The organism is Desulfatibacillum aliphaticivorans DSM 15576 (genome assembly GCF_000429905.1).
GTDB lineage: Bacteria > Desulfobacterota > Desulfobacteria > Desulfobacterales > Desulfatibacillaceae > Desulfatibacillum > Desulfatibacillum aliphaticivorans.
In genome coordinates this window covers 153,411-180,335 of sequence record NZ_KE386983.1, presented here as the reverse complement: position 1 = coordinate 180,335, position 26,925 = coordinate 153,411, and the positions used below count along the sequence as shown (strand labels likewise).

Genomic DNA, 26,925 nt, shown 5'->3' with positions numbered 1-26,925 from the left:
AGCCTGGACTCACGAACGTAGATAGGGGCGATCCCAAGACGAAAAAAAATCATGCGGCAACCAACCCGCGAATAACAGAGTGATCAAACGTCGGAAGATCCTTGCGAACGTAAGGCGCCGGAGGTGAATTCAAAAAAAACTACTCCTATAAAAAAAGGACAGGGAGCGGTTTTGCCTCTTGACACGTATTACCCATAACAGGTTGGTTAGAGCTTGCGAAACCCAACAAAAAATAGGGCGGGCAAGCCCGCCTTGGGCAGGGGAACCCTGCCCCTACTAAAATCATTCGTACAGATTTCACGCTTACGGCTTTAGGCCTGCATGACCGCTTTTTCCTGGGCGATGAGGGTGGTGGTTTCCCAGCAGTCTTTTTCCTGGAAGAATTTTTCCAGAAACGCATGATTAAAGGCGTGGCCCGACTTATGGGTGACGACGTGCCCCAGGATGGGGATGCCCAACAGGGAAAAGTCGCCCAGGCAGTCCAATAGTTTATGGCGGGCGAACTCGTCCTCGAAGCGCAGGCCTTCTTCGTTGATCACTTTTTCCTCATCCAGGACAATGGCGTTGTCCAGGGTTCCGCCTTTGGCCAGACCGCATTGCTTCATGAACTCCAGCTCGTGAAGAAACCCGAAGGTCCGCGCCCGGCAGATTTCCTCTTCAAAGGCGTTTCCCGAAAGGGTGATGGAAACCGTTTGCTTGCCCATGGCCGGATGGGGAAAGTCAATGTTGCACGTCACCCGCGCCTGTTCGTCCGGATAAATGGTCACGGATCTGCCGTTTTCCGCAAGCTGAATAGGCTGGCGCACCATAAAGTAATATCTAGGGCTATCCTGCTCTTTAAGGCCCGCCTCTGTGATCATGCGCGCGAAAGGGGCGGCGCTGCCGTCCAGGATGGGCAGTTCGTAGGAATTGATCTCCACCAGGGCGTTGTCCACGCCCAGGCCTGCAAAACTGGACATCAGGTGCTCAATGGTGGAGACGATGGCCCCTTCCCCGCCGATGACCGTCGCCAAACTTGTATCCACGACATTTTTGAAAATTGCGCAAATGGTTGGACGATTAGGCAGGTCAATGCGGGAAAAACGGATTCCATGGTTGGGCGGCGCAGGTTTGATGGATAGTTCCACCTCCCTGCCGGAATGCAACCCAACTCCTTTACAACGGGCCTCGCCGGCTACCGTGTGTTGATATCGTTGCATAATGTTATATTGCCGAGTCGTATTTGAGTCCCGGTCTCAAGCCTTTTCAGTGGCGTTTGTTGCTATATTTTATGCTCCCGTGGGAGCTGTTTTCGCCAAAGGCGAATTCCAGCCTTTACGGCTGTTTAAGGATTCACGAAACGTAAAACCCTTAGAAAAACAAAAACCTATCCCTATTTAACACCTGTTCCCATTCAGGTCAAGCCTTATGGAGGCCTCTTTTTTCTTCCGAAATCACCGCCCGCATCGTTGGCTGACCGCCCCTTATCGCTCTGCAGGTTCAGGCAGGGTAAGGACCCGCCCCCGTTCCGAAATTTTGTCCCGCCTGGCGCCGGCGCGGCTCAGGGGAAAAAGCCCCTGCTTCCATGCGCACTTTTCACACAGCCATTTGCCATTCAATTAGCAGCCGTCGTCGTCCGGGGTTTCCCGCCGGCATGATTGGCACAACATAAACGCCTCCTTAATTTACGGTCTACAAATGACCTACCGTGTAATTTTTTACGAATACATTACAAATATATTTGAATTTTTATCAGATTCTGTTATGATAGTTCATCCGTTTTAAAAATCGAACAAGGAGACCAACTTGCTAGCTCGCGTTCTCAGCAGTGCAGTGCTTGGTATAGACGCCACCATCGTCGAAGTGGAAGTGGATATCTCCAGCGGGTTGCCCCTTTTTTCGACTGTAGGCCTTCCCGAGACCTCCGTCAAGGAAAGCAAGGACCGGGTCAAGGCGGCCATCGGCAATTCGGGTTACGGGTTTCCTGAGGATCACATTACGGTCAACCTGGCCCCCGCTGATCTGAAGAAGGAAGGAACCGGCTTTGACCTTCCCATCGCCGTAGGCATCCTGGCGGCCACGGGAGTCATCCCCAAAAAGGCGTTGGATAAATACCTGATCCTGGGCGAATTGGCCCTGGACGGCAGGATAAAGCCCGTCCGGGGGTCCCTGCCCATGGCCCTGGCGGCCAGGGATACCACGGAGGCTATTATCGTGCCCGCGGGCAACGCCCAGGAAGCCGCCGTGGTCAAGGGAATCCGGGTGTTCGGAGCGGAAAATCTGTCCCAGGCCGCCGCTTTTTTGCGGGGAGAGCAGAAAATCAAGGAAATTTCCACGGACGCCATCTCCTATTTTTCCAATACCGGAGATGAGGACCTGGATTTTACGGACGTCCACGGACAGCATCATGTAAAAAGGGCTTTGGAAGTGGCGTGCGCAGGCGGCCATAACGTGCTCATGATCGGACCGCCGGGCTCAGGCAAAACCATGCTGGCAAAACGCCTGGCCGGCATATTGCCGCCCATCACCTTTGAGGAGGCCCTGGAAACCACCAAAATCTACTCCGTGTCCGGGCTGTTGAACGAAGGCCAGGCTCTGGTGGCCCGCAGGCCTTTCCGGTCCCCCCATCACACTATCTCCGATGCAGGGCTTATTGGCGGCGGCATGGTTCCCAGGCCAGGGGAAGTCAGCCTGTCCCATAACGGAGTGCTGTTTCTGGACGAAATGCCGGAGTTCAAAAAGCACGTTCTGGAAGTGCTCAGGCAGCCTTTGGAGGACCGGCAGGTGACCATTTCCCGCGCCCGGACCAGCCTGACCTATCCGGCCAGCTTCATGCTGGTGGGCGCCATGAACCCCTGTCCGTGCGGATATTTTTCCGATCCGCGGCACCCCTGCACATGCACTTACGCCCAAATCCAACGGTACCGCTCCCGGTTGTCAGGCCCCTTGCTGGACAGGATAGACATTCATGTGGAAGTGCCCACGGTTCCGTACAGGGAGCTCATGACCGACGCCAATGCGGAAACCTCCTCGGACATCGCGGCAAGGGTGTCCAAGGCTCGGGAAATTCAGTCCCGAAGGTTCTCCCGCACGAAAATATTCTGCAACGCCCAGATGAACGGCAGACACATGAAAGCCTATTGCAAGGTGGATCCTTCGTGCTCGTCCTTGCTGGAAGCCGCTGTGGACAAGCTGGGGCTGTCGGCCAGGGGGTACAAGCGCATTCTTAAAATCGCCCGCACTATCGCCGACATGGAAGGCGTCCAGGACATCCAGGCCTCCCACGTGTCCGAAGCCATCCAGTACCGCACCCTGGACCGTAAAGGCCAGCTTCCCGTGCAGGCAGGGTTGTTTATGTAGTTTTCCATATCATTAGTAGTATATGTAATATTAACCATTTATGCATTTATGAGTATTTCTCTCAACGTGGCAAAATCCGCTTTAGCCTCTTGTAGGGAAAGCCCTGGGTTTACCCTCCTGTACTCTTCAATAAAACCGGCAAGGTTATTATTCTGGAAGCATACGGAGAGTTGCTTTGTGGCGTTTTTCGAAGATCCTAAGTCAAAATAGAGACTATCCGGCGACCACGCGCCCCAATCCAATGACCTGGGAAAATCGCCCCAGATATCCTTATCTTTGGAGCAAATAAATCCTTGAACCATTTCAAATTCTAAAAAACTGCAAGCTGCGCACTTTCGAGGGATCGCCGCTTTAGCAGCAATATACCTGGACTCATACAAAACCGGGTCAGTCGGCCCAGGGACGCCGCAAGGCCCATGATCCAGATGGAGATAACGCCCAACGGCATCCAGCCCTCTGGTGCAGGAGCCCTCAAACATGTGACTGCAACAGGCGCACTTGTTCGGAATACAGCCTATCAGACCCAAATGATTGATACGGACTGCTGGTGCAATAGGGCCAGTCACCCCACAACTTGGAAAATAGCTTTTATGCATCCTTAAATGCTTTTCTGGTAAAAAAGGAAAGATACTATTTCATCAAGTCCCCATAACCCAACAACCCATAGGCGCCCGGGGTTTGGGTTACGGATCGGACCACGGCCTGCTCCACGGCGCGGGCGGCCATCATGCCCACGACGCTGGGCTCGGCTTTTTGCTCGCCGGTCGCCATGACAAAAAGCGTATCCCCGTCCACCATGGTGTGCGCCGGACTCATGGTCCGGGCAATGCCGTTGTGAGACATGGAGGCGATCTTGGTCGCCTGGGATTTTTGTAGAATCGCGTTGGTGACCACCACGCCGATACTTGTATTGCCGGGAAATATGGAGTCCTGGTCATAAAATCCGGCCATGATTTTTTCAGTGGAGGAGAAGGACTTTTTATCCTCCTCCAAAAGCCCGGCCAGGACGGCGCCGGTTTTCGGGTCCACCACATCTCCGAGGCAATTGACCGCCATGACTGCGCCGACCAGCAAATCCCCCTGGCGAAGCATGGAAACTCCCAGCCCGGATTTCATGGCCCGTCCCATGCCAAGCAGCTTGCCTACGCAAGCGCCGGTTCCCGCGCCCGCGTTTCCTTCCCGGGGATTGCAAACCTTGGCCGCCTGACAGGCCTCCAGGCCCATGGCTTTGTCAGGACGGACGTTGTGCGCACCCACAAAAAGGTCAAACAAAACCGCCTGGGCCACGATGGGAACCTTGGTCACGCCCACGTCAAAGCCTACGCCCTGCTCTTCCAGATACGCCATGACGCCGGCGGAGGCGTCCAGGCCAAAGGCGCTGCCGCCGGAAAGAACCACGGCGTGCACCTTGTCCACCAGATTCACCGGGTCCAGGGCGTCCGTCTCCCGGGTGCCCGGGGCGCCGCCGCGCACATCCACGCCGGGAGTCGCCCCCTTGTCGCAGATGATCACCGTGCAGCCGGTTCCGGCTTCCGCGTTCTGGGCGTGTCCAATACGAATGCTTGCCAAGTCTTTAAAGGATGCGCTTTCCATGATTTCCCTCCATTTCAGATCCAGGTTTGACGGCTTAGAATTGCTCTTTCATATCCCTTCCCCGCCTTCCGGGTCAACAAAGCTCTTGCGCCGCAGCCTGTCCTGCCCTATTATTCTGGTCTTGCACATTGCCCCAAAACCACAATTTAATCTGCAACCAGGGAGTGGACATGAAAAGGATTTCCTCCATCATTTGCTTGCTATTATTGGCTGTATTCGCATTTTCAGGCTGTGATGACGATGACGACGGCCCGATCGCTAAAAAAAATAATGACGATAACGCAGCCGCGGTTCTGGCGCCCATCGTGGTGGGCAGCCTGGACGACGCCCCCCTGGCCCGCAAGGCGGGTTTGACCTTAAGGGCCGCCCTGAATCAGGCGGCGTCCGGTCAATCCATCGTCTTTGACTCCAGCCTGGACGGCGGGGTGATCCAGTTGTCCATCGTAGGTGAAGAGCATTCCCTCCTCAAAGGCGAAGTCATGGGCATGAGGGAGGAGGAAAGCGGGCTGGTCTCGTACCTGGAAGGCTATTTTGACCGGGATTACGGCAAATCAGCCCTGTACGCCAGGAAAAGCGTGGTCCTGGACGCATCCAACCTGCCCAACGGCATAACCCTGGAATGGGCGGGCGCGGAGGACGCCCGGGTTCTGGCAGTATACGGCAATCTGTACATGAACAATATAACCATTACCGGAGGCCGCAGCGTTGCCGAAGACATCTCCGCAGACAACGAAGACCAGCCCTACACCCTGGCCAGGGGAGGCGGCGTCGCAGTCTGGGGGAAGGCCGGCCTGGAGAACTGCACCCTATACGGCAACTACTGTGAGGGGGACTTTGAATCCTCCCGGGATCGGGGCTCTTTCGGCGGCGGCTTATACGCGGACATCGTCGATCTGAAAGATTGCGTCATAAGCGGCAACTCCATTTACGGCGCCGGCGCGGCGGGCGGAGGGGTCTATTCGGTCACGGGCGCCGGCTCCAAAGACCAAGCCTCCACTATCGAACGCTGCTCCATTTGCGGCAACCATATCAGCGCCCTGTTCGCCTACGGCGCCGGAGTCTATTCGGATGGCGGCAGCATCGGCAATTCCAAAACACTCACAGTCGCCAACACCACCATCGCCAAAAATCTGGCGGACGCCTCGGGCATACCGCCCTTTCTTTTAGGCATGGGTTATTGGAGAGGCGGCGGCGTGTACATGTCCAACGGCAGCCTGACCTTGAAATCCTGCACCATTGCGGAAAATGAAGTGCATGGAACTCCCCGCACCGACGCCCTGGGAAAATCCAATATGGCCGGCGGCGTGGCGGCCACCATCGGCAACGCCCATGCCGTGGATGATATGAAGATCGAACATTGCATCATCGCGGGGAACACGGTCCATGAATCCGGAGGCGCTGTGTACGACCAAGACGTCTTTACCGGCACCGTGTTTTCTTTTAAAAGCCGTGGATTCAATCGCATAGGCGTTTTGGACTTCAGCCAGATTCTGGCCCCCGTCGGAGAAAAAGACTGGATGTCCCTGTGCCGCAAGCATTATCCCAAAACAGGAGACTCCCACGACATCGCTATCAATGATGTTCTGGACATGGCGACCGGTCCGGTGGAGCACGGTTTCATCCTGTCAGAGGGAGTGGATGAAGGGCTTCCGGTTCCCCTCTACTATGAACCAGCGGACCAGGCATTGGATCAGATTCCCGCTGCCCAATATTACATCCAGGAAATTTACGCAGAATACTGGGTGACGGAAGGAACGGACGACAACTTCCTGGCTTACATGCTGGACCGGGTGGAGGATTATTACAAGTTGGAAGGATTCGCAGCCCAGTTCACCGCCGACTTAGAAGATTTCCTGGAAACCGTGGATTCGGACGACGAAACCGACGGCGTCCAGCCCTACACCGACCCGGACGGCGACCCCATCCTGACCCTGGCGGACACGCTCTGGTTCGGCCCGGCCGACACCTGGCCCAAAGAGCTTTCCAATTATCCTTACATCTTTTTCTGGCATATGCTGGACGAGGCCCTGGCAGCGGAAAACATCCCCGGCATGGGGCCGGAAATTTTGGGCGACGATGCATGGTCGGGCATGTTCGACGCCGGCGTGCAGCCTGACAGCCCCAATATCATCATGCGCTTTTACAACCTGCCGGGCAGAAAAAGCACCTTGGAAACCCAGGATCAATTGGCGACGCCCCGCCCGGTAAACGGCAAGGGCGACGTGGGGGCTATAGAGGCGCCCTGATTATATTCGCACGGCTCGTTCCAATTTGAACGGATGTTCTTTTATCTCCGGGGGACGCTCTTTGCGTTCCCCGTTTTTATCCATAAGCCGACGTCTTCTGATTTTTCTTGACCTGCGCCGCGAACCTTATTAAAGTTAAATTCAACTTTAAATATTGGAGGCGACGTGACCCAACCCCCCAAACAAGATAAAGCCTCTTTCACCATTTCCCAACTGGCCGAACAACTGGATATCAGCGCCCCGACCATCCGCTTTTACGAGCAAAAGGGCCTGATTTCCCCCGCCCGCACTCCCGGCAACCAACGGGTATACAGCCCCAAGGACAGGGCCAGGCTGCGCCTGATCCTGCGGGGTAAGCGGTTTGGCTTCTCCCTGGATGAAATCGCGGAGATGATCGGCATGGCGGATATGGACATGGACGAGAGGGATCAGATCGAAAAATCCATGGCGTACGGCGCCCAAAAGCTGGAGGAAATTCGCATCCGCAAGGAGGAATTGCTGCTTTTGGAAAAAGAAATGATGGCCATGCGCAAACGTCTTCAAAACAAATTGGATCAACTTCAAGGAGGTAAATGACATGTTTGACTTTCTGCTGAACGAAGAGGAAATAAAAGCCAGGGACGAGGCCAGGGAGTTTGTCAAAACCATTCCGCGCCAAATGATCCTGGACATGGACGCGGACAAGATCAAGTTCCCCAAGGAATTTTTGCAGGAAGCGGGCCGCCGCAACCTGTTGGGCGTGCGCCATCCCAAGGAATGGGGCGGCCGGGGCATGTCCTGGGCCGGCTCCGCCGCGGTAGTGGAGGAAATCGGAACCCTGGGCTATATTTTTTCCTGCACCTTCGGCGTGGGCGCGGACCTGGTTTGCGACGCCATTTGCCTCCACGGCACGGACGAGCAAAAGGAAAAATACGTCAAGCCGTTGCTGGCCGGCGACATTTTTGCGGCGGAATGCCTGACCGAGCCCCGGGGCGGATCGGACTTTTTCGGCGCAACCACTACGGCGGTGGACAAGGGGGACCACTTCATCCTGAACGGCCAGAAGCGCTTTATCGTGGGCGCCGAGGGCGCGGATTATTTCCTGGTCTACGCCAAGACCAACCCCGATGCCAAGCCCCAGGAATCCCTTTCCTGCCTGATTGTGGATCGCGGCCCCGGCGTGAACGTGGAATATCTTTACGGGCTCATGGGCTGCCGCGGCGGCGGCGCAGGCCGCATTGTGTTCAAGGACGTGAAGGTGCCCAAGGAAAACGTGGTGGGCAAGGTGCACGGCGCCTATCCGGTTTTCACCACCATGATGATTCCCGAGCGCCTGGGCACGGCCGCCATGACCATCGGGTCCGCCAGGCCGGCCCTGGATGTAGCCACGGGCTACACCACCCGGCGCAAAGCCTTCGGCCAGACTATCAATAATTTCCAGGGCGTCAATTTTCAGATCGCCGAAGCCGCCATGCTTCTGGACGCCTGCCGGTCATTGGTATACACCACGGGCCGCTCTGCGGACATAGCCCCGTATGCCGGGCAAACCCGCCGCATGGTTTCGGAAACCAAAAAGTTCGTCACCGAATCCTGCCAGAAGGTGGTTCACAACGCCATGCAGGTCATGGGCGGCATTGGCTACACCAACGTGTTCCCCGTGGAGAGGATGTACCGGGATCTGCGTCTGGCGACCATCTGGACCGGCTCCAACGAAGTCATGTCCATGGTCATCGCCCACGAATGGTACAAGGATTTCTATAAATCCAAGCAGGCTAACATAGTTCGGGACATGGAGTTGGACGCCGAGGAAGCCGAAGCTCCGGACGAAAAAATTTACGAATAAATCGGCGAATCCGCCGCACGCCAAAGGGAGGCCCGGAAAAATGGGGCCTCCTTTTTTTTTCAGGGGGACGGCGCCCTTGTTTTCTGCAGAAATGGTTGACAGGGCGCCGAAACTAATACCATAGTTCAACAGGTTCGAAAGGCTGGATTCATATTCGACTATGTTGCAGGCAAAGCAGCGCAGCCTGCCCTTGCACACCCGGCGTTGCAGCCCGGCTGATTGAGAAGACGCCTCCATGGCTTTAGGCTCCAAAATCAAAATGGTTTTGTGGATTCTGCTGCTGGCGATCATAGGCACAGGCTTGGGTCTGTGGTGGGCCTTGCCGGGCATGGTGGAAAAACAACTGCCTTTTTACGCCGGGGAAGCCGGGATCGATAACCTCAGCCTGGAAGTCAGAAACATCAGCTTGTTCCGGGCCGACATAGGCTCCGTTGTATTAGGCGATCCGGCGGCGCCCGCTGCAACCATCGCGTCCGTTCAGGCGGATTACTCCCCCTGGGACCTCCTCCATAAAAAAGTCAAATCCATAAAAATCGCCGGCGTTCAGGTTTACGCCCAATTTGACGGGGAAAGTTTTTCGTTAAGAGATTTGGAGCTTCCCGCTTCCAAATCCCAGGAGGACGACAGCGCACCTGCTTTGCCGGAAAAGCTGCCCGTGGAAATCGGCGCCATCAGCCTGGACAGCGCGTCCGTCAACCTGGATTGGGGCGGCAAGGCCTATCGTTTGGCCCTGGCCGCAGACCTTATAACGCGCGGCGCCGGAGTGTTTGACTGCAATGTGAAACTCTTCCCGCGGGGACAGGATATCGCATGCAACGCCGCAATCAATCTCCCCGCCCGGAACATGGAAGTCCGCCTGGATTCGGACGTTTTGGACGCCGGACGATTCGGCGACCTCATCCATCGTCTTTCCGGCGTGTTGGTGCAGGGAGGGGTTAAACTGAACGCCCAGGGAGGTTGGAATGAGGCGGAATTGGCGCCCGTATCCGGTTCGGCGGCGTTTATCCAGGGGCAAATCCTCTCCGGCCCGGTCAGGCTTGTCTCGACCCAGGAAAATCCCCTGACCTTAAAGGCCTCGTTTCAGAATAATCAAGCCGACCTGGCCCTGGAAAATATTCACATTTCCCAACCGGTCAATGTGGAGATTCCGGCCCTGCAAACAAGCGTTCTATTGAAGGACGGAGGCCTGACGGCGTCCGGAGGGTTTGATTATAAAGTCCGCGCGCTGCCGGATCTGCCTTTTTCCATGGAAACCCCGGCCCAGGCCAAGGTGGAGTTCACGGCGGCCCGGTCCGGCGACGGCAAGCTGGAATTTTCCATAAAAAACATTCCTCCGAAAAAGGACATCACCCTAATACACGAAGCAGCCATCGCGTTTGTCGCCCAGCCTGAATGGAAAGCCCATGGCGCGACCGACGACAAAGGAGCAATGGTTGTAGACTTTTTTGCATCCCTGCCCGTCATAAATGTAGAAACAGGCGTCGCCCAGGCGACAATTCCGGGCCTGGACTGCACTGGCAAGGTGGTGTTGGCGCCCGGCAAAGAACCTGTTGTAAGCGCCGTAACCGAGTTTAAAGACGCCAGGGTTTGGGGCATCAGCCCTAAATTCCAGGCCTCCGGGATACAGGGGAAAATGCCGTTTACTTATCCTTCACAGACGGATCAGGGAAGCCTTTCCATCAGGTCCATCAGCTTAGCCGGAAAAAGACTCGGCTCCGCCTCCATGGACCTGGAGCGCAAGGACATGTTCCTGTCCCTGGCCGGAAATCACCCGGACCTTTTAATTCCCGGGCTTAATATCGAATTCGGAGGCAATGCTGGCCTGGACGATAATGGAGAGTTTCAGCTCAATTCCCACTTCGGGGTGGATGGCCATCAGATTTCCGGCCTGGACATGAAGCGCTTCGCCGACGGGTTAAAGGGCTATACCTTCGACGGGCTGTTGACGGTCAAAGGCTTTGCTTCGTTCAACAGGGGTAAGCTGGAAACCGGCATGGAAGCCTCATTGACGGGCGGAAAGATCCAGGCGCCAGAATACCAGATGGAAATGAACGGCGTCAGCCTGTCCCTGAACATGGAGGATCTGGTTGCGGTGCGCAGCGCACCCAGGCAGGTCTTTTCCTTTGACTCCATCAAGGCCGGCAATATTCAGATAAACAAGGGCCGGGTGGAGTTCATTGTGGAAAGCCCCCAGTCCTTTTTTGTGGAACGCAGCAGCTTTAGCTGGTGCAAGGGCCGGGTGTACAGCCCCGCCATCCACTTGCAGGCCGGGGTTTCGGACTATGAACTTCTTCTATTTTGCGACAGGCTGGACTTTGTGGAGCTTCTCAAGCAACTGGGAGCGCCCAGCGCCAACGGTTCAGGCAGCCTGAACGGCATTGTGCCCGTGCGCATTACCGACGGCAATTTCCGCTTTGACCAGGGCCACCTGTACTCCACGCCCGGAGACGGCGGCGCCTTGAAGATCAAGGGCGGCGACGACTTCATGAACGGAATCAACTCCGGCACGCCCCAGGCCGGGCAGATAGCCCTTGCCAAGCTGGCGCTGGAGGATTATCAATACGAATGGGCCAAGCTGGAAATCAATTCGGAAGGCGAAAACCTGATGCTCAAGCTCCAGCTTGACGGCAAGCCTTCGGGGCCGCTGCCTTTGGTTCCGGACCCCAAAACCGGAAACTTCCAAAAAGTGGACAACCCGGAAAAGGGAGCCATATTCCAGGGCATTAAGCTCAATTTGAACATCAAACTGCCCTTGGACCTGATTTTAAAATACGGCATTAAACTGAAGGATTACTTTTAAGGCGCACGAATCGCTCTGCGCCGCGACCTAACAGGCCGGGAGAAAGCAAAATGACCAAAAACGTTTTTATCTTTACGGCGGCGGCCCTGCTTCTGATAACAGCAGGATGCAGGACCGAACATCGCATTGAGGTGGCGCCCATGGAAGTCAACCTGAATGTCAACGTAAACGTCAAGGTGGACAAGGCGTTGGACGACTTCTTCGGCGACCTGGATAACATGGAAGCCAATCAGGATTCCGCCTCCCCCACGACCAAAACCACGGAATAAAAATGCACAGGAGGAAGCATTATGAATAAAAGGATTTTTACAGCGTTCATAGCCATGTTTCTGGTTACGGCTTTCGCCTTTGCAGGCGCCAGCTTTGGAGAAGGCATTAAAGAACGCATGGCTTCGCGATTGCCCGCCTTGGAGCAGTTAAAAGCCAAAGGGATTATCGGCGAAAACAATCAAGGCTATCTTGAATTCAGAGGATCTTCCAGGGAAGGCCAGGATTTGGTCAACGCGGAAAACGCGGACCGCAAGCAGGTTTATGCATACATCGCCCAAAAACAGGGAACCACTCCCGAACTGGTGGGCCAACGCCGTGCCATCCAACTGGGGGAAAGAGCCGACCCGGGCCACTGGCTCCAAAACGCCGAAGGCCAGTGGTATCAAAAATAACCAGCGTTTTCCATAAACCCAAAAATGTCGCGCCAAAGGATTGAAGCACAGATCCTTTGGCGTTTTTTTATTGATTCTGTATTTTGAGGGTCCCTAATCAAGCAGCCCCCAAAATATATCCAAAACAACATCAAACGAAAAATCAGCAATAAATTCCAAGGCGCCTGAGTTTTGGGAACTCTTCACCCAGCTTGCAGATTTATTTTCTATGGGCTTCCAGCCCGAAGGAAAGGGCGCGCCCTGCTCGGCAGCCCGGCAAATGCTGTCGAACTCGCCTTTGTCCAGCCACAAGCCCCCGCAATGGGAGCAGACATCTACAACCACCTCAATGTCCCGGCTTATTTTTCGGGCGTTCATTTTCGCCCTGCAAAAAGGGCATTGCAGATTCTTTTTATACCTTGCGGAAAGGGCGCCCGTCTCGCTTAGCACCGCGGGATCATTTTTTCTGGCGCGCCCGGCTTTTTCCAGTTCCTGGTAATTAAAAAACATGCCGCCGCACCCTTTTGTGCATACGTCCACGGTTGTTGATTGCACCAAGACCTCTTCCATGGGCTGGGCGCAGTTGGGACAAATCATTTTTGCGACTCCATAAGCTGTTTCGCCTGCTCCAGATGTTTGGCGGCCTCGTGGTAGTCCGGCTGCAGGGCCAGGGCCTTTTCAAAATAATCCACGGCGGTTTCCAGTTCACCGCCCTGGGCATATACAATGCCCAGGTTATGCAAAATCTTCGGGTTATCCGGCTCTTGCTCCAGGGCCTTTTTATAGCTTTGCACGGCTTCGTTCAAATGCCCCGTATGGACCAAAGAATTGCCCGCCTCATAGTAGGCCTGGCCGTAATCCGGCTTGATCTCCACGGCCTTGCCAAAGTACTCCAAGGCTTCCTGATGCCGTCCCTGCTTGGCCAGAACAAACCCCATGTTGTAATAGGCGGGGGCGAAATCCGGCTGATTTTTCATGGCCGCCTTAAAATGGGAGGCCGCCTCATCCACCTTGCCCTGATCCGCCAGGGCGATGCCCATGTTTGTGTGAATCATGGCGTTGCCGGGCTCCAGTTCCAGGGCCTTATGATAGTGGGTCATGGCCTCGCCGTATCTTCCCTGGCGGGAAAGGGTGTTGGCCATGTTGGCGTGGAACCTGGGATCTTCCGGGTCGTTTTCCAGGGCCGCCCTGTGCTGCTCTTCGGCCTGGTCCACCTCCCCGAGCTTGGAAAGCAGGTTGCCGTATGCGTAATGAATCTGGGATTGATCAGGCTCCAGTTCCAGAGCTTTTTGATAATGGACGCGGGCCTCCTCCAGGTCTCCCTCCGCAGACAGCACATTAGCCATGACAGTTTGGATGAGCGCGTTTTCCGGGTCCAAAGCCAAAGCAATGGACAAGCGCTCCTTGGCTTTTTCAGGGTTGCCCATTTTATAAAGAAGGTAGCCCAGGTTGCATTGGGCCATGGGGAAGTCCGGCTTCAGGCCCACGGCCATGTCGTAATACATGACCGCCTCGGACAAGCGATTGCTTTTGGCCATGGCGTTGCCAAGGTTGTAGTAGGCGACCGCGCTGTTCGGATCGGTTTTCAGGGCTTCTCGGACGTTCGCCGTGGCCTCGTCCAAAAGGCCCAGACTAACCTGGGCGCAGGCCAGGTTGTTAAGGGCGTCGGGGTCCCCCGGGTCCAGTTCCAACGTTTTTTCAAAGGCCGTAACCGCTTCGGTGTACATTCTTTTCGCCATATAGGCGTTGCCCAGATTATACCATGGGCGGGGGCTGTCCGGCACGTATTGCAAAGCTCTGGTCCATAACTTGACGGGCTCTCTCCATAAACTGTTTTGAAAAAACGTTCCCCCGACATAAACTGCGGCAAGCGCGACTGCCAGCCCGACGCCCAGATTTTTTAGAGCCTTGCGGTCCATGCTCATAAGACGGACGAGCAAAATCCCCAAAATCAGGCAATAGCCGGCGGAAGGCATGTACAGGCGTTGCTCGGCCAGAGGCCGGGACTCCAGATATTGCAGGTTGGAGGCGGGCGCCAGGGTCAGGGCGATCCATCCCAAGGCAAACAGGTACTCGGGGTTTTTCCTCCATGTTTTGAATGCGTAGACCAAAGCAGAGATCAAGAATGCCCAGCCGATCAACACGTCCGGAGAGGCCAGACTGGCCGGCATGGGGATGTCCACGGTCTGGTTTATAGGCAAAACCAGCATGAAGACGTAAGCGCCGATAGTCTTGAATATAATGGACGCGTGCGCCGCCAGCTCCAATACCGTCCGGGGCTCCGCCTCCGGGGATTCAAAAACCAAAATACGAAAAGCTGCGAATCCCGCCATCAGCACGAACATGGGCAGGACTTGAAATCCATTGGATAAAAAGCCTTTTTCCCGGTCAAACACCCAAAGAAGCCAAAGGGCTAAAAACGGAAGCACCAGCGCGGTTTCCTTGGAAGCCAGGGCCAAAAAGAAACAGGCCAGGGCCCCGGCCAGATACAGCACGTATGAAAGCCCGTCCCTGTCCTTTGCCTTTGCAAACAGGGCCAAGGCGCTCAGCACAAACAAAAAGGCCAGAAGCTCGGACCGGTTTTTAATCAGGTTCAATGCTTCGCTGTGGATGGGATGGATGGCGAAAAGCAACGCGCAGACAAAGGGAATCAGCAAGGCGCCCTTGTCTTGCTCCTTCTTTTTTCCGCCCAGGAGCCAAAAGACCGCAAAATACAGCAGCACGACGTTGGCCAGATGCAGCAGCAAATTGGTCAAATGATAGCCCGTGGGATTTTCGCCCCAAACGGCGTAATCCAGGGCAAAGGACGAAACCCGCACAGGGCGGTATTGGGACGAACTCTTTATGGGATGAAGCTGGTCCCAATAATCCGGAGAGAAAAACGCGGGGATGTTCCTCGCGTCGGTTATCCACGGGTTATCCTGAATCAGCCTTTCGTCATCCCAGATAAAGGGGCTTTCCAAAGAATTGGCAAAAACCGCAATGGTCAGGCAACATAAAATCAGAAGGTGGGCTTTCCGGCTGGTTGCTATAAAATCCGCCATAATCCGATGATTTCCTTAGCTGCCGGAATGCGCGCGCCGACGTTCCCCCGTTGAGTGATGCGCAAACCGGCTCAGTTAAAGGTGTCGGAGAAAATATACTCTCCCTGTTCACCCGGCGCAATGGCAAAGCGAAATTTCCTGCCGCTTTCCTTAACCGGATCATGCCAGGTCGCCTGGTATATTCCCATGCCGGTCTTGGAATTCATCTTAACAAATTGGACGGAGATGTCGTAGCCCGAGTCGTCAATGGGCTCTCCTTCCTTTGTCAGGACGCGCCATTGATCGCCGTCCATCTCCTGCACGGAAGCAATGGGGCGGTCGAACGCCATGACGCCCGGCGGCAGGTCCTCCCAGGATACAGTCCAGCAGGCTTCCAGGTTGTCGCCTTCCGGCTCATAGACCGGCCGGCCGATCACCTTTCGTTCCTCCGCCGGAGCGTCCTTTTTGATCAGATAATGCTTTGTTTTTAAATCAAAGGCCCATGAGGAGGGCAAATCCGGGGCCTGATCGCCGGAAGCCAGGCTTTTCGCCATATCCGAAAGATGGGCCGCTAAAAATGCGCCGGTCCCGGGGCCGTACAAGGTATGGCCGCCTTCGTAATATTGCAGGGAGTATTCCTCGGGCGTGGTTACGTATCCCCAATAACCGTTGGAGCAGCTCATGACATAATAATGGCTCACGCCCTCCATGCCGGCTTTTTCGGCGCTTTCCTTCACCGATGCCGCGATCCGCGCCCCCTGCTCCATGCACGTTTCAAAAGGAATGGGCATGATGACAACGTCCCCGATCCGAATGGTCTGCAGAAAGAGGACGTGGGGAAAATCCTCCCGGGGTAAAATCAGGTATTGAAACGGGCCGCCAACCACCCGCTTTTCCGCCTGGCAGCCGTGGGTGAACACCTTGCGCGGCCATCCAGGGGCGAAAAGAGGCATTTTGTGCAGGACCGGCGTGTACCGGGAGGTGGCGCCCGCCGTAAGAGCGCACCCCACAACCGCCCGGCTGCAGACGGCGGCGTCCGCTTTGGCTGGGCTTTCCAGCACGTCCAGTTCCTTGGCGAAATAGCCGACCGGAACATCGTCATTGAGTTCGCCGTCCAGGGATGTGAACAAATCCATGGCGGCCCGCCCCACAATCTTACCCACCCGTTTGGCTTCGATAAAGCCTTCGTCGATCTCAGGCGGAATCTCCGGGGTGTTGTCCCCGTGGGTCATGTTGCAGGCGGCATGAACCGGCTCAAAGGGAGTGTTGTAAGCCTTTTTGATTCCCCATTCCACTTCCCGTTCGATGTACGCAAAAACGTCCCCGTTATACAATATGTTGCCCGTGCTGATGGCCGTGGGATGGATGGAAAAATTCGTAAACGCCCCGGCCGGGTGATAGGCCCCGTCGTCCGCCTTGCAATCTATCCGAATCATGTGCAGCAAAGGATTGATCGCCTGATCGGCCGGAGGCTCGTCCGTCACGTTGGCGTTCCGCCAATAAGCGGGCAGGCTGCGGTTTCGAGTGGCGCCGTATACGTCCACAGAGCCGATGGCTATTTTTGCAGGCCGCTGGTTTTCATAAGCCTGGACGGCCGCCATGGCTATACGGTCGCAAAGAAATTCAAAAAAATCCGGCTCCAGACCCTTTTTGGCGGAAGCGAATTTATTATAAAAATTGCTGCCGAAAAAATTGGCGGGCGCGCTGTGAGTGTGGGTTCCGGCCATTACAAATCCGGCGGGCTCCACATCCGTTTTTTGCGCAACAATCTCAGCAGCCTTATGGTGCACGGCCAGAGAGCCGGCCAGCAGATCGCATTGAACCAGACAGACGGGCCTGCCCTGCTTCGGCTTGATGTAAACAGCCCGGGCGTACAACTTGGTGCGATACCCCATGCCCTGCTTGCCCATCATGGAATAGCCGCCCATGGGCATGCCCGGGCCGGGGGTGATGTCCACCCTGGCGAACCCGGCTGTCATTGTTTGATTTTCCAATTGGACCTCCGGCCGGATGTTTTCGGCGTTAACCGCCAGATGCTTTGCAGCGCATCCTCCCAAGCCGGAAAGCAAAGCCATTCCCATAATCCCCCCCAAAAGGCATTTAAGCAATCGCCGCACAGTACCCCCCTTGAATGTTTGATTGGACAGGCAGAGGCAAGAAAGGGGCCGTCAGGCCCCTCCGAATTGACCACTCGTAGGAATATGTTCCAAGCCCAGGATTTTGTCAAGGCTTCCCTTAGGCTGCGTTATAGGATTTGCCCGCCAAAACCGTTCGAATCGCCGCGGCAAGCTCCTCCACAGCCAAAGGCTTGGGCAGCATAGCCTGGATTCCCATTTCCCGGGCTTTTTCTTCGCTCATGGCGTCGGAATACCCTGTACAAATAATTACGGGGATGTCGCTGCGGACGTCCTTGGCTCTTTGGGCCAGCATTTCTCCGGTAATTTTAGGCATGGTCATGTCGCAAATAATCAGGTCGTAATGGCTCGGGTTTGCTCTAAAGGCTTCCAGAGCCTCCATGCCGTCCGTAAACCCTGTCACCGTATAACCCAAATCCTCCAGGATGCGCAGATAGGGCTCGGTAACCGCCAATTCGTCGTCCACGAACAAAATGGACTCCGTCCCGTGAGGAATGTCCGTTGCTTTTCTGGGACTGCTTTTGGGACGCTCGGACACGATGGGAAAATAAACGTCGAACAAAGTCCCTTTTCCGGGCTTGCTCTTAACGACAATGGCGCCGCCGTGCTGCTTGACGATTCCGTAAACCACGGCCAGCCCCATGCCCGAGCCTTTTCCGGTTTCCCGGGTTGTGTAGTAGGGGTCGAAGATATGCTTCATAACCTCGGGCTCCATACCGCACCCGGTATCCTGAACCCGCAATTTGATATAGTTTCCGCTTTTAAGCTCGGGAATCTTTGCGGCGGTCTTTCTGTCCACTTCCTCGCGGATCATGGAAAAATGCAAAATCCCGCCGCTCTGAACCATGGCGTGGGCCGCGTTTGTTCCGAGGTTCATGATGATCTGATGCACCTGGGTGGCGTCGGCGTGAATAATGCACTCCCACTCCTTAAGCGCCATGACGACATCGATGGTGGAAGGAAGGGCGGCCTTTAAAAGGGTGACGGCTTCCTTGATCACAGGCCCGAGCTGCACGGGTTTTTTCTCTTCCCCCGTCTGCCTGCTGAAATTCAGGATCTGCTTGACCATCTCCTTGGCCCGGTCCGTGGCGTTCATAATCTGGTCCAGGCTTTCCTGCACCGCGCCTTGGTTGTCAATGCGGAACTGGGCCAGTTCGGTGTAGGCCCTGACGCTGGTGAGGATATTGTTGAAGTCGTGGGCCACGCCTCCGGCAAGCGTGCCGATGGCTTTCATTTTTTGGGCGTGCAGGAGCATTTGTTCAAGCTGTTTGCGCTCGGTGATGTCCTCTCCTATTCCCAAAAGCCCGATGACATTTTTGTCCTGGTCCATTCTAGCGGAAAGATTAAGCCTGACCCACTTGTCCGAGCCTTCCTTGGAAAGCTCCCGGACTTCACAGGACGTGGCGTCCTTGTTTTCTATGACGTGATTTCTGGCCTGGGACAAAATCTCCCTGGATTGGGGATCGTCCACATAAATCTTGGTGATTTTCTCGCCGATCATTTCTTCGGCCGTGAATCCGAAAATATTTTCAGCGCCCTTATTCCAGTATCGAATAATTTGATCCAGATCGGTGGACACAATGGATATGGCCGAGGAGCTTTCCAAAATGCTGCGGAGCTTGTCCTCCGTCTCCTGGCGTATTCTGATCTCCTCTTCCAGGTCTTCGGTGCGTTTGTTCAATTCCCGGACCCTGTCCTGCAGTTCGCTGTCCAGGTATCCGGCCTCGCACCCTGAAGAAAGATGGTCCTTCATAATGGAAAGCACGTTTTGGTCCTGCTCGGTGAAAAGCGCCCCGCCCTGCTTGGCGCCCAACGCAATAACGCCGATCATTCGATCCTGCTCAATCAAGGGAGCGACAAAAGTCGGACTGCCAGGCCCCATCTCGCCGGATTTCACCAGTTCCATCATCTGGGCGCCGGAATCCAGGGCAAGGACGGGATCCACGCCCCGGGAATCCACCAAGGAAAAGTTGGACCCTCTCTCGTCCCTGATAAACACAGCCCCGGAGGCTGAGCCCGTGGCCGCCATGGCTTTTTCCAAAAGCAGATGCATGAGCTTGGTCTTGCTGCGCTCCTCCCGTACGGCGTCGGCGAACTCCTTAATGCACAAAAGCTCTATGACTCTCTGATTGGCCCTGTCCGTGGTTTTTTCCAGCTTGGCTATCAGGTTGTTTATGGTTCCGGAAATTTCGCCAAGCTCATCGTCTTCGAATTGCGCCGCTGCCAGGGCTGTGGAGTCTCCCTGCTCCACTTTTTTGCCGAATTCAGCCAGGTCCGCCACGCGGTCCAGAATCTGGCGCAGCAGGATGAATCCGCCCAGAATAAGAGCCAAAACAAAGATGAAGATAAGCGCATTGTAATAATCGAGCAGAATCTTTTTTTCATACAAAAAATAGGCGATGGCAAAAGCGGGAATAACGAAAATAACCGACTGGATGAGCATTAACTTATAACGTATGCTCTGATCAAAAGGCTTTTGCTGTTTCCTGGGACTTTTAGGGTCCATTCTGGCGCCTCCGCATTATATGGCCCGGGCTTGCTCATCCCCGGTGAAATTCAATATTGCAACGGTCCCGTCCCTGCCGTTGACCTCAAGATAGTCGTTTGTATTGATATTGCGGCAGGCTTCCGCCACGCCGGTTACGGCCGGGATGCCGTATTCCCTGGCTACGATAGCCGCATGGGAAAGCATGCCGCCCGTCTGAACGACCAGGCCGGAAATCAGCCCGAAAACCGGGGTCCAGCCGGGGTCCGTATTGGGCGCCACCAGGATGTCCCCCTGGCGTACGCTCCGTAAATCCTCCACCCGCATCACAACCCGGGCCGTTCCTTTGGCGGAGCCGGGCGAGGCTGGAGTTCCGCGAAAGCCGTTTTTCGCCGCAACCCTTTTTTTGGGAAAAGGCTCTCCATCCAAAATCCATTCAGGAGGAAGCCGGGAGGAGTCCTTTAAAAAGCCCGCCCGTCTGACCTCCACATCCGGAGGCATTGAAGCGGCGCCGTCCCACAAGGATTTCAACTCATTATAAGTTACAAAAAATATGTCGTCTTCCTGCTTAAGCAGGCCTTTTGTTTTTAATCTTGACGCCATCTCCAGGATGACGCGGCGCATGTCCGCCAGGATGTAGTCCAGAGCGTAGCGCTGATTCTCCCTGTATCTAACGTATTCCCTGGCCAGAGACAAAGACTTTTCCGCAATAGCCCTTTTCCACCAGCCGCCGGGCTGCCGCCTTACCTCTTGCAGCCAGGAGTCTTTTCGGTCCTTTGTTTTCCCTACTTTGCTTCCTTCCATGCCGGACGCTGCAAAAGCAAGAATGTTGTTAAGAATCAGGCTCGGATCGTCCATCCACCGGGGAAGGCGGGTTTCCCGGGAACTGCCGCGATGCCCGTGGCGTTGGATAAAGCCATTAAATTCCGAGACAAAGGATTTTGACTCCGGCATGGCCACGATGTCATCCAGGGAGGGTAAGTCCGGCGAGCAGATCAAACGCTCCCGCAGACCGGGAATCTTTGAGGCCAAACGGCTTAGCTGCTCAATTTCCTCATTGACCCGGGTGGTGCTGTTTCCCTGCGGGCTGGTGAGAAGCATTTCAAAATAATGACCTTCCGGGTCGGCGGTCTGGGTGCGGGAGGTCCAGTTTTCACAAATCCAGGCGCAGATCATCCGGGTAGGCGCCAAATAGGAGCCCAGGCCCCAACGCACGAACTTAAAATGCGCCCTGCCCATGCGGTCGTTCCGCATAAGCCTTTGCCATAACTCCTTGTCGCTCAGGGGGGAGAAGTCTTGCCCAAGCTCGGGAATAAGCGTCTCCTGCACTTGCTTGAGGTACTTGGGCAATCGTTTGTAATGGGAAAGCATGCCCGAATTTTTGTCCGCCAGGGAGGATCTAAGCAGGCTCAGCGCAAGCGCGGCAGGCCGGAATTTTATGGAAGAGGCCTCGGCCCGCCAATAAGGCGGCATCCAGTTCAGTTGCCGCTCCATGCGCATGGCCGGATGAACCAAGCGCAGCAGCCTGCGCATGTACTCGGGATTGAAATACACGTGGCTGTTAATCCGTTCAAAGGGCTCCACCCGGGATAAAAAGTCCCACCCGCAAATGCGGCCAAGATCTCTGATGTAGTCGTCCCTGATCCAGCGCCCCATGAGCGTATATTGCAAATCCGTGGTGGCCTCGGCCCAGAACTCGTCGCCCCAGGCCCGGGTCCACACCTTGGAAGGGCGCTTTAAGGTGGTTATGGGCCGGGTTTGGAGAATCCACAATTTTCGGCCGTCATAAGCCCATTCCACATCCTGGGGGGCGGCCATGGCTTTCTCTATAGTGTTTGCGGCTTCGCAGAAAATGGCATCGCCCACGGCGTCAAGGCACTGCATGTTTGGATTGTAAAAAACAGCCTCCAAACGCCTTCCCGAACGGGACAATTCCAGCCGGTCGGGATTTTTTCGCCCGGAGACCAAGTCCTCGCCCAGACCGGGAATGCCTTCCACCACAATGCAATCCACATGGGGCAGCACAGGGTGCCTTGTAAACAACACTCCGGCGCACTGGGCGTTGACCATGGCCTGAATCACCACCGCCATGGAGGATGAAGAAGATTGCTCCATTTTATCGCGATAAACGTCTGCGTGGAGGGATCTTGAGGAGTCCAGGCAATCAAGAACCCGGGCGGCCAGTTCATCCCGCGGGACGTTCAAAAAGGTATCGTGCTGGCCTGCAAACGAGGCCTGATGGCCGTCCTCGGAGGTTCCTGACGAACGCACCGCCCATTGGGTTTGGGCGGGAAAGGAGGCCAAGGCTTTGCAAATCAGATTTTGCAACCGGGACAAATTGCTTTGGTCGGCGTTTTTCAGCAGCCGGGTGGTTAGAATCACTCCGCCCGGAACGGGAAATCCGGCCCTTGCCAGACGCACCAGGTTGGCCCCTTTTCCGCCCTGAAGTTCGATAGACGGTTTGGTTCGTTTGGAGATGGGCGTCCATAAGGGATTGGATTTAAGCGCCATAACTCTTCTCTTACAGGCTTTGCAGGCCTAGTGCGACCATTTTGGGGACTTCCGGCAAGTAGCTCGCCAAGCCGAAACGCGGTTTATACAGACGCTCTACTACGCCGACGCCCTGCTCGCCGTTGCAGGAAAAAACGCCGAAATTCTCATTAATGATTGCTCCGTCTTTGAACAAAGACCAGCGGGTCCTTCCCTGAAAAGCAATTTCCCTGACTGACTGGCCTTCCGGGGTTATGGTAAGATTCAGGCCGGAGCCGTCCTTTTTTTTCCACTCCGCCTCTCCCTGGATCAAATCCACGCTTCCTTTTGCGTCGCCCAGAAACCCGCAGGTTTTCGCCGGCGACCCCTCTCCCAGGTTCCAGTAATTAAAAGCCCAGCCCGAGGAGAATTGCGCGCTTATCCAGGTCCACGATCCCACCCCGGACCAGTGCCTGGGGCCCCAGGAATGATCGCGCTGCCCCATGCCGTTGATCTCGCTTTTCTTTCCTTTCCGGCGAATCACGCCGTTGACCGCGCCGCCTTGTTCGTAATGCCTGGCGGCGGCGGACTTTCCGTCCGTGGTAATCACTTCCGGAAACATGTGCATGGGGGTTATCGCCTTGAAAGCCAGGTTCATTTCCACGTTTCGGGTTTTTAACCTCAAGTCCCAACGGCCCATGGGGGAGCGGCAGGCAAACTCCAGGCCTCTAGTTTTCAAGCACTCAGGCGGGTTGATGAAAACCTCCCTGGATTGCAAAGATTTGCCCACTGCCGGGTATAATATGGCGGGCCGCCCGTTTATGGAAGCCAGCAACAATCCGTCTGCTTTTCCCTTATAAGGGCAATACGCAATGCGGGTCAGTCCGTAAGTGTCGGTTTCAGAGTCTGCAAAATTGAAATACCAGGACTCCTGCCAAAACGGATCGTCAGTCGGTTCATGCCTTCCTTCCAAAAAGCCGTAATCATCGTCTTTGAGCATAGAATATCCACAAGTCCGTGAGGCGGTTTTTCCATCCGGGCTGAACAGAATTAAAAAACGCAATATTTCATCCGATCGTACAAATGCATAGAAACATGATATCACAAGGAAATCAGCATGACAAGAAAAGTGAACGCAGGAGGAGGCACGCTGCAGATAGGGCTTGAAGACGGAGGCGAATTAAGTGGACGCCGGCTTTAAAACAGCGGCGCAGCACTCATGACGGATAAAGGGTTAGGACTTTTCCGTCATTGAGCGCTGCATTGATAACAACCCGGTACTTATTCATAAATGAATCCAGGCTATAGTCAGGCTTTCGATTGGCAGCGTTAAACCAGATCACCTGCACGGAGCCGTTTTCAAGGACGTCGGCGTGAAGCATGTCGAGCTTTGACCGCTCTTTCGGCAACAGACGGCATTCGGCGCCTGTCTTGTAATAGACAAAATGGGCGAGGTTGCTGTAAGCCCTTCCTGTGGGAGGGTTTTCCGTTATCCATTGCGCCGTCCCCGAGTCCGCCCATTTTTTTTCATGGTAGTTGCCAACGCCGGCATTGTGCAAATCCGCGGCATTCTTTACCGATCCAACAAGTCCCGCCGCCAGCCACGCTGCACACACAAGCATGATAATGCTTTTTGTCCGCTCCGGGGATTTAGCGTCCTTTGTTGACGAAGCCCGGTCAAAAAGCCAGAAAGCCAAAATGATGATTCCGAAATAAAAAACGGCTATGTAACGCGTTGCGGAGTCGTCGAGAAGGGTGTTCAAATAGGTCAAAAAGATGGCGCTGATGTAAGCGGCGGTCATCACTCCCAAAGTCCAGGGGAAGGTCCACTTTTTGAAGGAATTGACGGCCATGGAAACGCCGCCGGCTTTTTTGAATGCTAATCCCATAAATCCCGCCGCCGCAAAAATCAGGAGGGCCTTAAGCGGTTTGGACATGTCCCACGGATAAACCAAATAAGCGGCCGTGGCGCCGAATGTATTGAGGACTTCAAAAAGATTGTGGCCGGAAGGCTTGCGCGGCCCGGTAAGATAGGAGACGGTCACATAGTTTCTGGCCATCCACGCAAAAACCGGGGCGGAGGCGATGGTCCCGAAAAGCAGGCACTCCTTTATCCTTTGCAAAAACCCCGTTCTGCTCGGCCGCACAAGCAAAAGAAAGACCGCCGCCATAACCAGGCAGGCGCCGATATAACGCTGCAAACAAGCCAGGCCCGCCATGACGCCGGCCGCAGCCAGAAGCGCGGCTTTTTCCCGCTCCAGGTATTTGTGAAAAAAAATAACCAGCCACAGGGCCAAAAGGCAAAAAAGCGGCTCGGACCAAGCCATATAATAAAAGGCGAACATGGCCGGCATGAGCATGGAAAATGTTCCGATTATTATTAAAGGCCGGCTGCTCAGGCTCCGTTCCAAAACATAATGTACGGTAAATACGATACCCGCCAAACTGAACAGGCTGATCCAAAAAGGCGCTGTAACGGGATTCATCCCCAAAATGCCCATGAAGGCGATTATAAGCGGCTGCAAGGGCGCCCAGCCGGTGAAAGGCAAGCCGTCAAAGGAGTGGAAGCCTTTTCCATCCATCAGATTATTTGCGCAGGCAAGGTATTGAACGGAATCCGGCGAGTAGCCGGGAACAAAACCTCCCTGAGCGTAAAGAATCAAAATGGCTCCAGCCAAGGTTGCCGCGTAGGGGGAAATTCTCATCAAAACGGATCTCTTTCCAGCAGAATATCGTGTTTATTGACGGCTTTTATAACACACCCCAAAAAAATTTGATACTTCTGCAGACTTTGTAACCAAACCTTGTTCGGCGCCGACTCCCTTAGCGAAACGACAATTGCGGAGGCCGCCATAGAGCGGCCCCTTAGACCAGGAGAAAAAATGAAAATCGTTAATTCGGCAGTCACTTTTACCATTGCAGCCATTTTTTTGTGTTTAGGCTCAGGCGCCGCTTTTGCCGGCATGTACGCATACATTCCCAACACGGGCTCGGACTCCATAGCCGTGGTGGACTTTGACACGGATGAAATTACCGCGGAAATTGATGTGGAAAACGGCCCAAAGGGCGTGGTGGTAACCCCTGACGGCCAATACGTGTTCGTGGCCAATTCCATCAGCGGAACGGTTTCGGTTATTCAGACCAGCCATATTGCCACAACCCAGGACGAAGTCATTGACACCATCAGCATCGGCGGAGAACTGGGAGGCATAGCCATTGATAAAGACGCAGAGTACGTTTATGTGGTCAGCACTTCCAACGAACAGGTAGTCAAGCTGAACATCTCGGATCCTGAAAATATTTCCAAAACCGGAACATACAGCGTGGGGGGCTCGCCCCAGGGCGTCGCCGTCCTTAATGACGGAGACCGCATATTCGTAACCAATGCGGATGACGACACGGTCAGTGTGGTGGATTCCGACGGGGTTTCTGAAATCAGCGTGGGAGATTCCCCCGGAGGAATCGTGGCCGCAAGACACAACGACTACGTATACGTAGCTAACGAAGGCGACGGAACCATCTCCGTCATCGATGGGGACGAACTGGAAGTGGTGAAAACCATCACCGTGGGTAATGGCCCCTACGCCTTGGCCCTGGCCTCCTGGGACAGCTACCTGTATGCGGCCAACCGGACCGACGGAACCGTCAGCATCATCAACGCCGTCACCTTCTCCGTGCTGGAAGAAGGCGTGGCCGTGGGCTCCTCGCCTTCCGGCCTGTCCGTTCCGCTTAACGGCTCCGACGCCTACGTGATCGACTCCACGGACAACACCCTGAGCATTGTGGACCTGGATGGAAACGTGACCATCATGGACAACGCTTACCTCAACACGTCCAATATCACGGATTTGAACGGGCCCATGGGCCTGGGATCATTTATCGGCGGAGATGAGATTGACGCCCCCACGGACTTGACAGTGGTTTCCATAGGGGAGTCCACCATAAGGATCAAGTGGCTTTGCGATGCGTGGAACGTGGAAGGCTATAAGGTGGAAGTAAAGAACTATTCCTCCAGCAACTCGGAGTACAAGCTCCACGCCCTTGTCACCGACCCGACGCAAAACAGCAACGACTACTATTTTTACACCATTCAAGGGCTGAACGACGGCGTGAAATACGGAATCAAAATCGCCTCCTACACGGAAGCCACGGATTCGGACCTCACCTCGGCGGTCACCTCTACAACGGACGAAAGCGACGATGACGATGACGACGACAGCAGCGACAACGACTGTTTTATCGGAAGCCTGTTTCACTAAGAAGTAAATACGGTTTGTCGGGGACAGAGGGTCACTGGCAAGGCCCTGGCGGAAGCGACCGATGGCAAGGACATCCCGCCTCCCGACATTAAAAACGCCATTCCGGGAACGGG

Annotated in this window: 17 protein-coding genes; 8 read left to right on the top strand and 9 right to left on the bottom strand. The window is 55.1% G+C overall.

The window, feature by feature from the left end:
• Positions 1–311: 311 nt before the first annotated feature.
• Complete coding sequence (lpxC, locus tag G491_RS0128435) at positions 312–1,199, bottom strand: UDP-3-O-acyl-N-acetylglucosamine deacetylase (protein WP_015949981.1); 888 nt, start codon at positions 1,197–1,199, stop codon at positions 312–314.
• A 586-nt stretch (positions 1,200–1,785) separates the two neighbouring features.
• Between lpxC and G491_RS0128430 the strand changes: the two genes are divergently transcribed.
• On the top strand, positions 1,786–3,339 hold the full coding sequence (locus G491_RS0128430) for a YifB family Mg chelatase-like AAA ATPase (RefSeq protein ID WP_028316946.1): 1,554 nt from the start codon (positions 1,786–1,788) through the stop codon (positions 3,337–3,339).
• Positions 3,340–3,969: 630 nt separating this feature from the next.
• On the opposite strand, the gene G491_RS0128420 is transcribed toward G491_RS0128430, so the two are convergent.
• Positions 3,970–4,932 carry a P1 family peptidase gene (locus G491_RS0128420; protein ID WP_028316944.1) on the bottom strand — a complete coding sequence of 321 codons (963 nt, stop codon included), beginning with the start codon at positions 4,930–4,932 and terminating at the stop codon, positions 3,970–3,972.
• Between the two features lie 170 nt (positions 4,933–5,102).
• Here G491_RS0128420 and G491_RS0128410 point away from each other — a divergent pair, with 170 nt between their 5' ends.
• The 6 genes from G491_RS0128410 (at position 5,103) to G491_RS0128385 (ending at position 12,462) form a co-directional block, all read left to right on the top strand.
• Entirely contained in the window at positions 5,103–7,178 is a 2,076-nt protein-coding gene (locus tag G491_RS0128410; RefSeq protein ID WP_028316943.1) for a right-handed parallel beta-helix repeat-containing protein, read from the top strand.
• Between the two features lie 165 nt (positions 7,179–7,343).
• Positions 7,344–7,754 carry a MerR family transcriptional regulator gene (locus G491_RS0128405; protein WP_028316942.1) on the top strand — a complete coding sequence of 137 codons (411 nt, stop codon included), beginning with the start codon at positions 7,344–7,346 and terminating at the stop codon, positions 7,752–7,754.
• A 1-nt stretch (position 7,755) separates the two neighbouring features.
• A complete protein-coding gene (locus G491_RS0128400) occupies positions 7,756–9,000 on the top strand; it encodes an acyl-CoA dehydrogenase family protein (protein WP_028316941.1) in 1,245 nt (414 codons plus the stop codon).
• Between the two features lie 235 nt (positions 9,001–9,235).
• On the top strand, positions 9,236–11,800 hold the full coding sequence (locus tag G491_RS0128395; protein WP_028316940.1) for an intermembrane phospholipid transport protein YdbH family protein: 2,565 nt from the start codon (positions 9,236–9,238) through the stop codon (positions 11,798–11,800).
• A 50-nt stretch (positions 11,801–11,850) separates the two neighbouring features.
• Entirely contained in the window at positions 11,851–12,069 is a 219-nt protein-coding gene (locus G491_RS0128390; protein ID WP_028316939.1) for a YnbE family lipoprotein, read from the top strand.
• Positions 12,070–12,090: 21 nt separating this feature from the next.
• On the top strand, positions 12,091–12,462 hold the full coding sequence (locus tag G491_RS0128385; protein ID WP_028316938.1) for a YdbL family probable chaperone protein: 372 nt from the start codon (positions 12,091–12,093) through the stop codon (positions 12,460–12,462).
• 93 nt (positions 12,463–12,555) lie between these two features.
• Here G491_RS0128385 and G491_RS0128380 read toward each other — a convergent pair whose 3' ends face one another.
• The 7 genes from G491_RS0128380 to G491_RS0128350 all read right to left on the bottom strand — a co-directional run bounded on the left by G491_RS0128380 (position 12,556) and on the right by G491_RS0128350 (position 25,258).
• On the bottom strand, positions 12,556–13,038 hold the full coding sequence (locus G491_RS0128380; RefSeq protein ID WP_028316937.1) for a zf-TFIIB domain-containing protein: 483 nt from the start codon (positions 13,036–13,038) through the stop codon (positions 12,556–12,558).
• Positions 13,035–15,485, bottom strand: a complete 2,451-nt coding sequence (locus tag G491_RS0128375; protein ID WP_028316936.1) for a tetratricopeptide repeat protein — start codon at positions 15,483–15,485, stop codon at positions 13,035–13,037. The genes G491_RS0128380 and G491_RS0128375 overlap by 4 nt, the downstream gene beginning before the upstream one ends.
• A 71-nt stretch (positions 15,486–15,556) precedes the next feature.
• The gene (locus G491_RS33030) at positions 15,557–17,545 is read right to left on the bottom strand and encodes a neutral/alkaline non-lysosomal ceramidase N-terminal domain-containing protein (RefSeq protein ID WP_051327580.1); all 1,989 of its coding nucleotides are present in this window, start codon (positions 17,543–17,545) and stop codon (positions 15,557–15,559) included.
• Positions 17,546–17,699: 154 nt separating this feature from the next.
• Positions 17,700–20,105, bottom strand: coding sequence for a hybrid sensor histidine kinase/response regulator (locus G491_RS34810; protein ID WP_028316935.1), 2,406 nt, complete (start codon positions 20,103–20,105; stop codon positions 17,700–17,702).
• A gap of 15 nt (positions 20,106–20,120) precedes the next feature.
• Positions 20,121–22,595: a PEP/pyruvate-binding domain-containing protein gene (locus G491_RS0128360; RefSeq protein ID WP_028316934.1), complete on the bottom strand. Its 2,475-nt coding sequence runs from the start codon at positions 22,593–22,595 to the stop codon at positions 20,121–20,123.
• 10 nt (positions 22,596–22,605) lie between these two features.
• On the bottom strand, positions 22,606–23,553 hold the full coding sequence (locus G491_RS0128355; RefSeq protein ID WP_028316933.1) for a DUF7065 domain-containing protein: 948 nt from the start codon (positions 23,551–23,553) through the stop codon (positions 22,606–22,608).
• A 217-nt stretch (positions 23,554–23,770) separates the two neighbouring features.
• Entirely contained in the window at positions 23,771–25,258 is a 1,488-nt protein-coding gene (locus tag G491_RS0128350; RefSeq protein WP_028316932.1) for a glycosyltransferase family 39 protein, read from the bottom strand.
• A gap of 177 nt (positions 25,259–25,435) precedes the next feature.
• On the opposite strand from G491_RS0128350, the gene G491_RS0128340 reads away from it, so the two are divergent.
• Complete coding sequence (locus G491_RS0128340; protein ID WP_028316931.1) at positions 25,436–26,812, top strand: beta-propeller fold lactonase family protein; 1,377 nt, start codon at positions 25,436–25,438, stop codon at positions 26,810–26,812.
• Positions 26,813–26,925 lie beyond the last annotated feature (113 nt).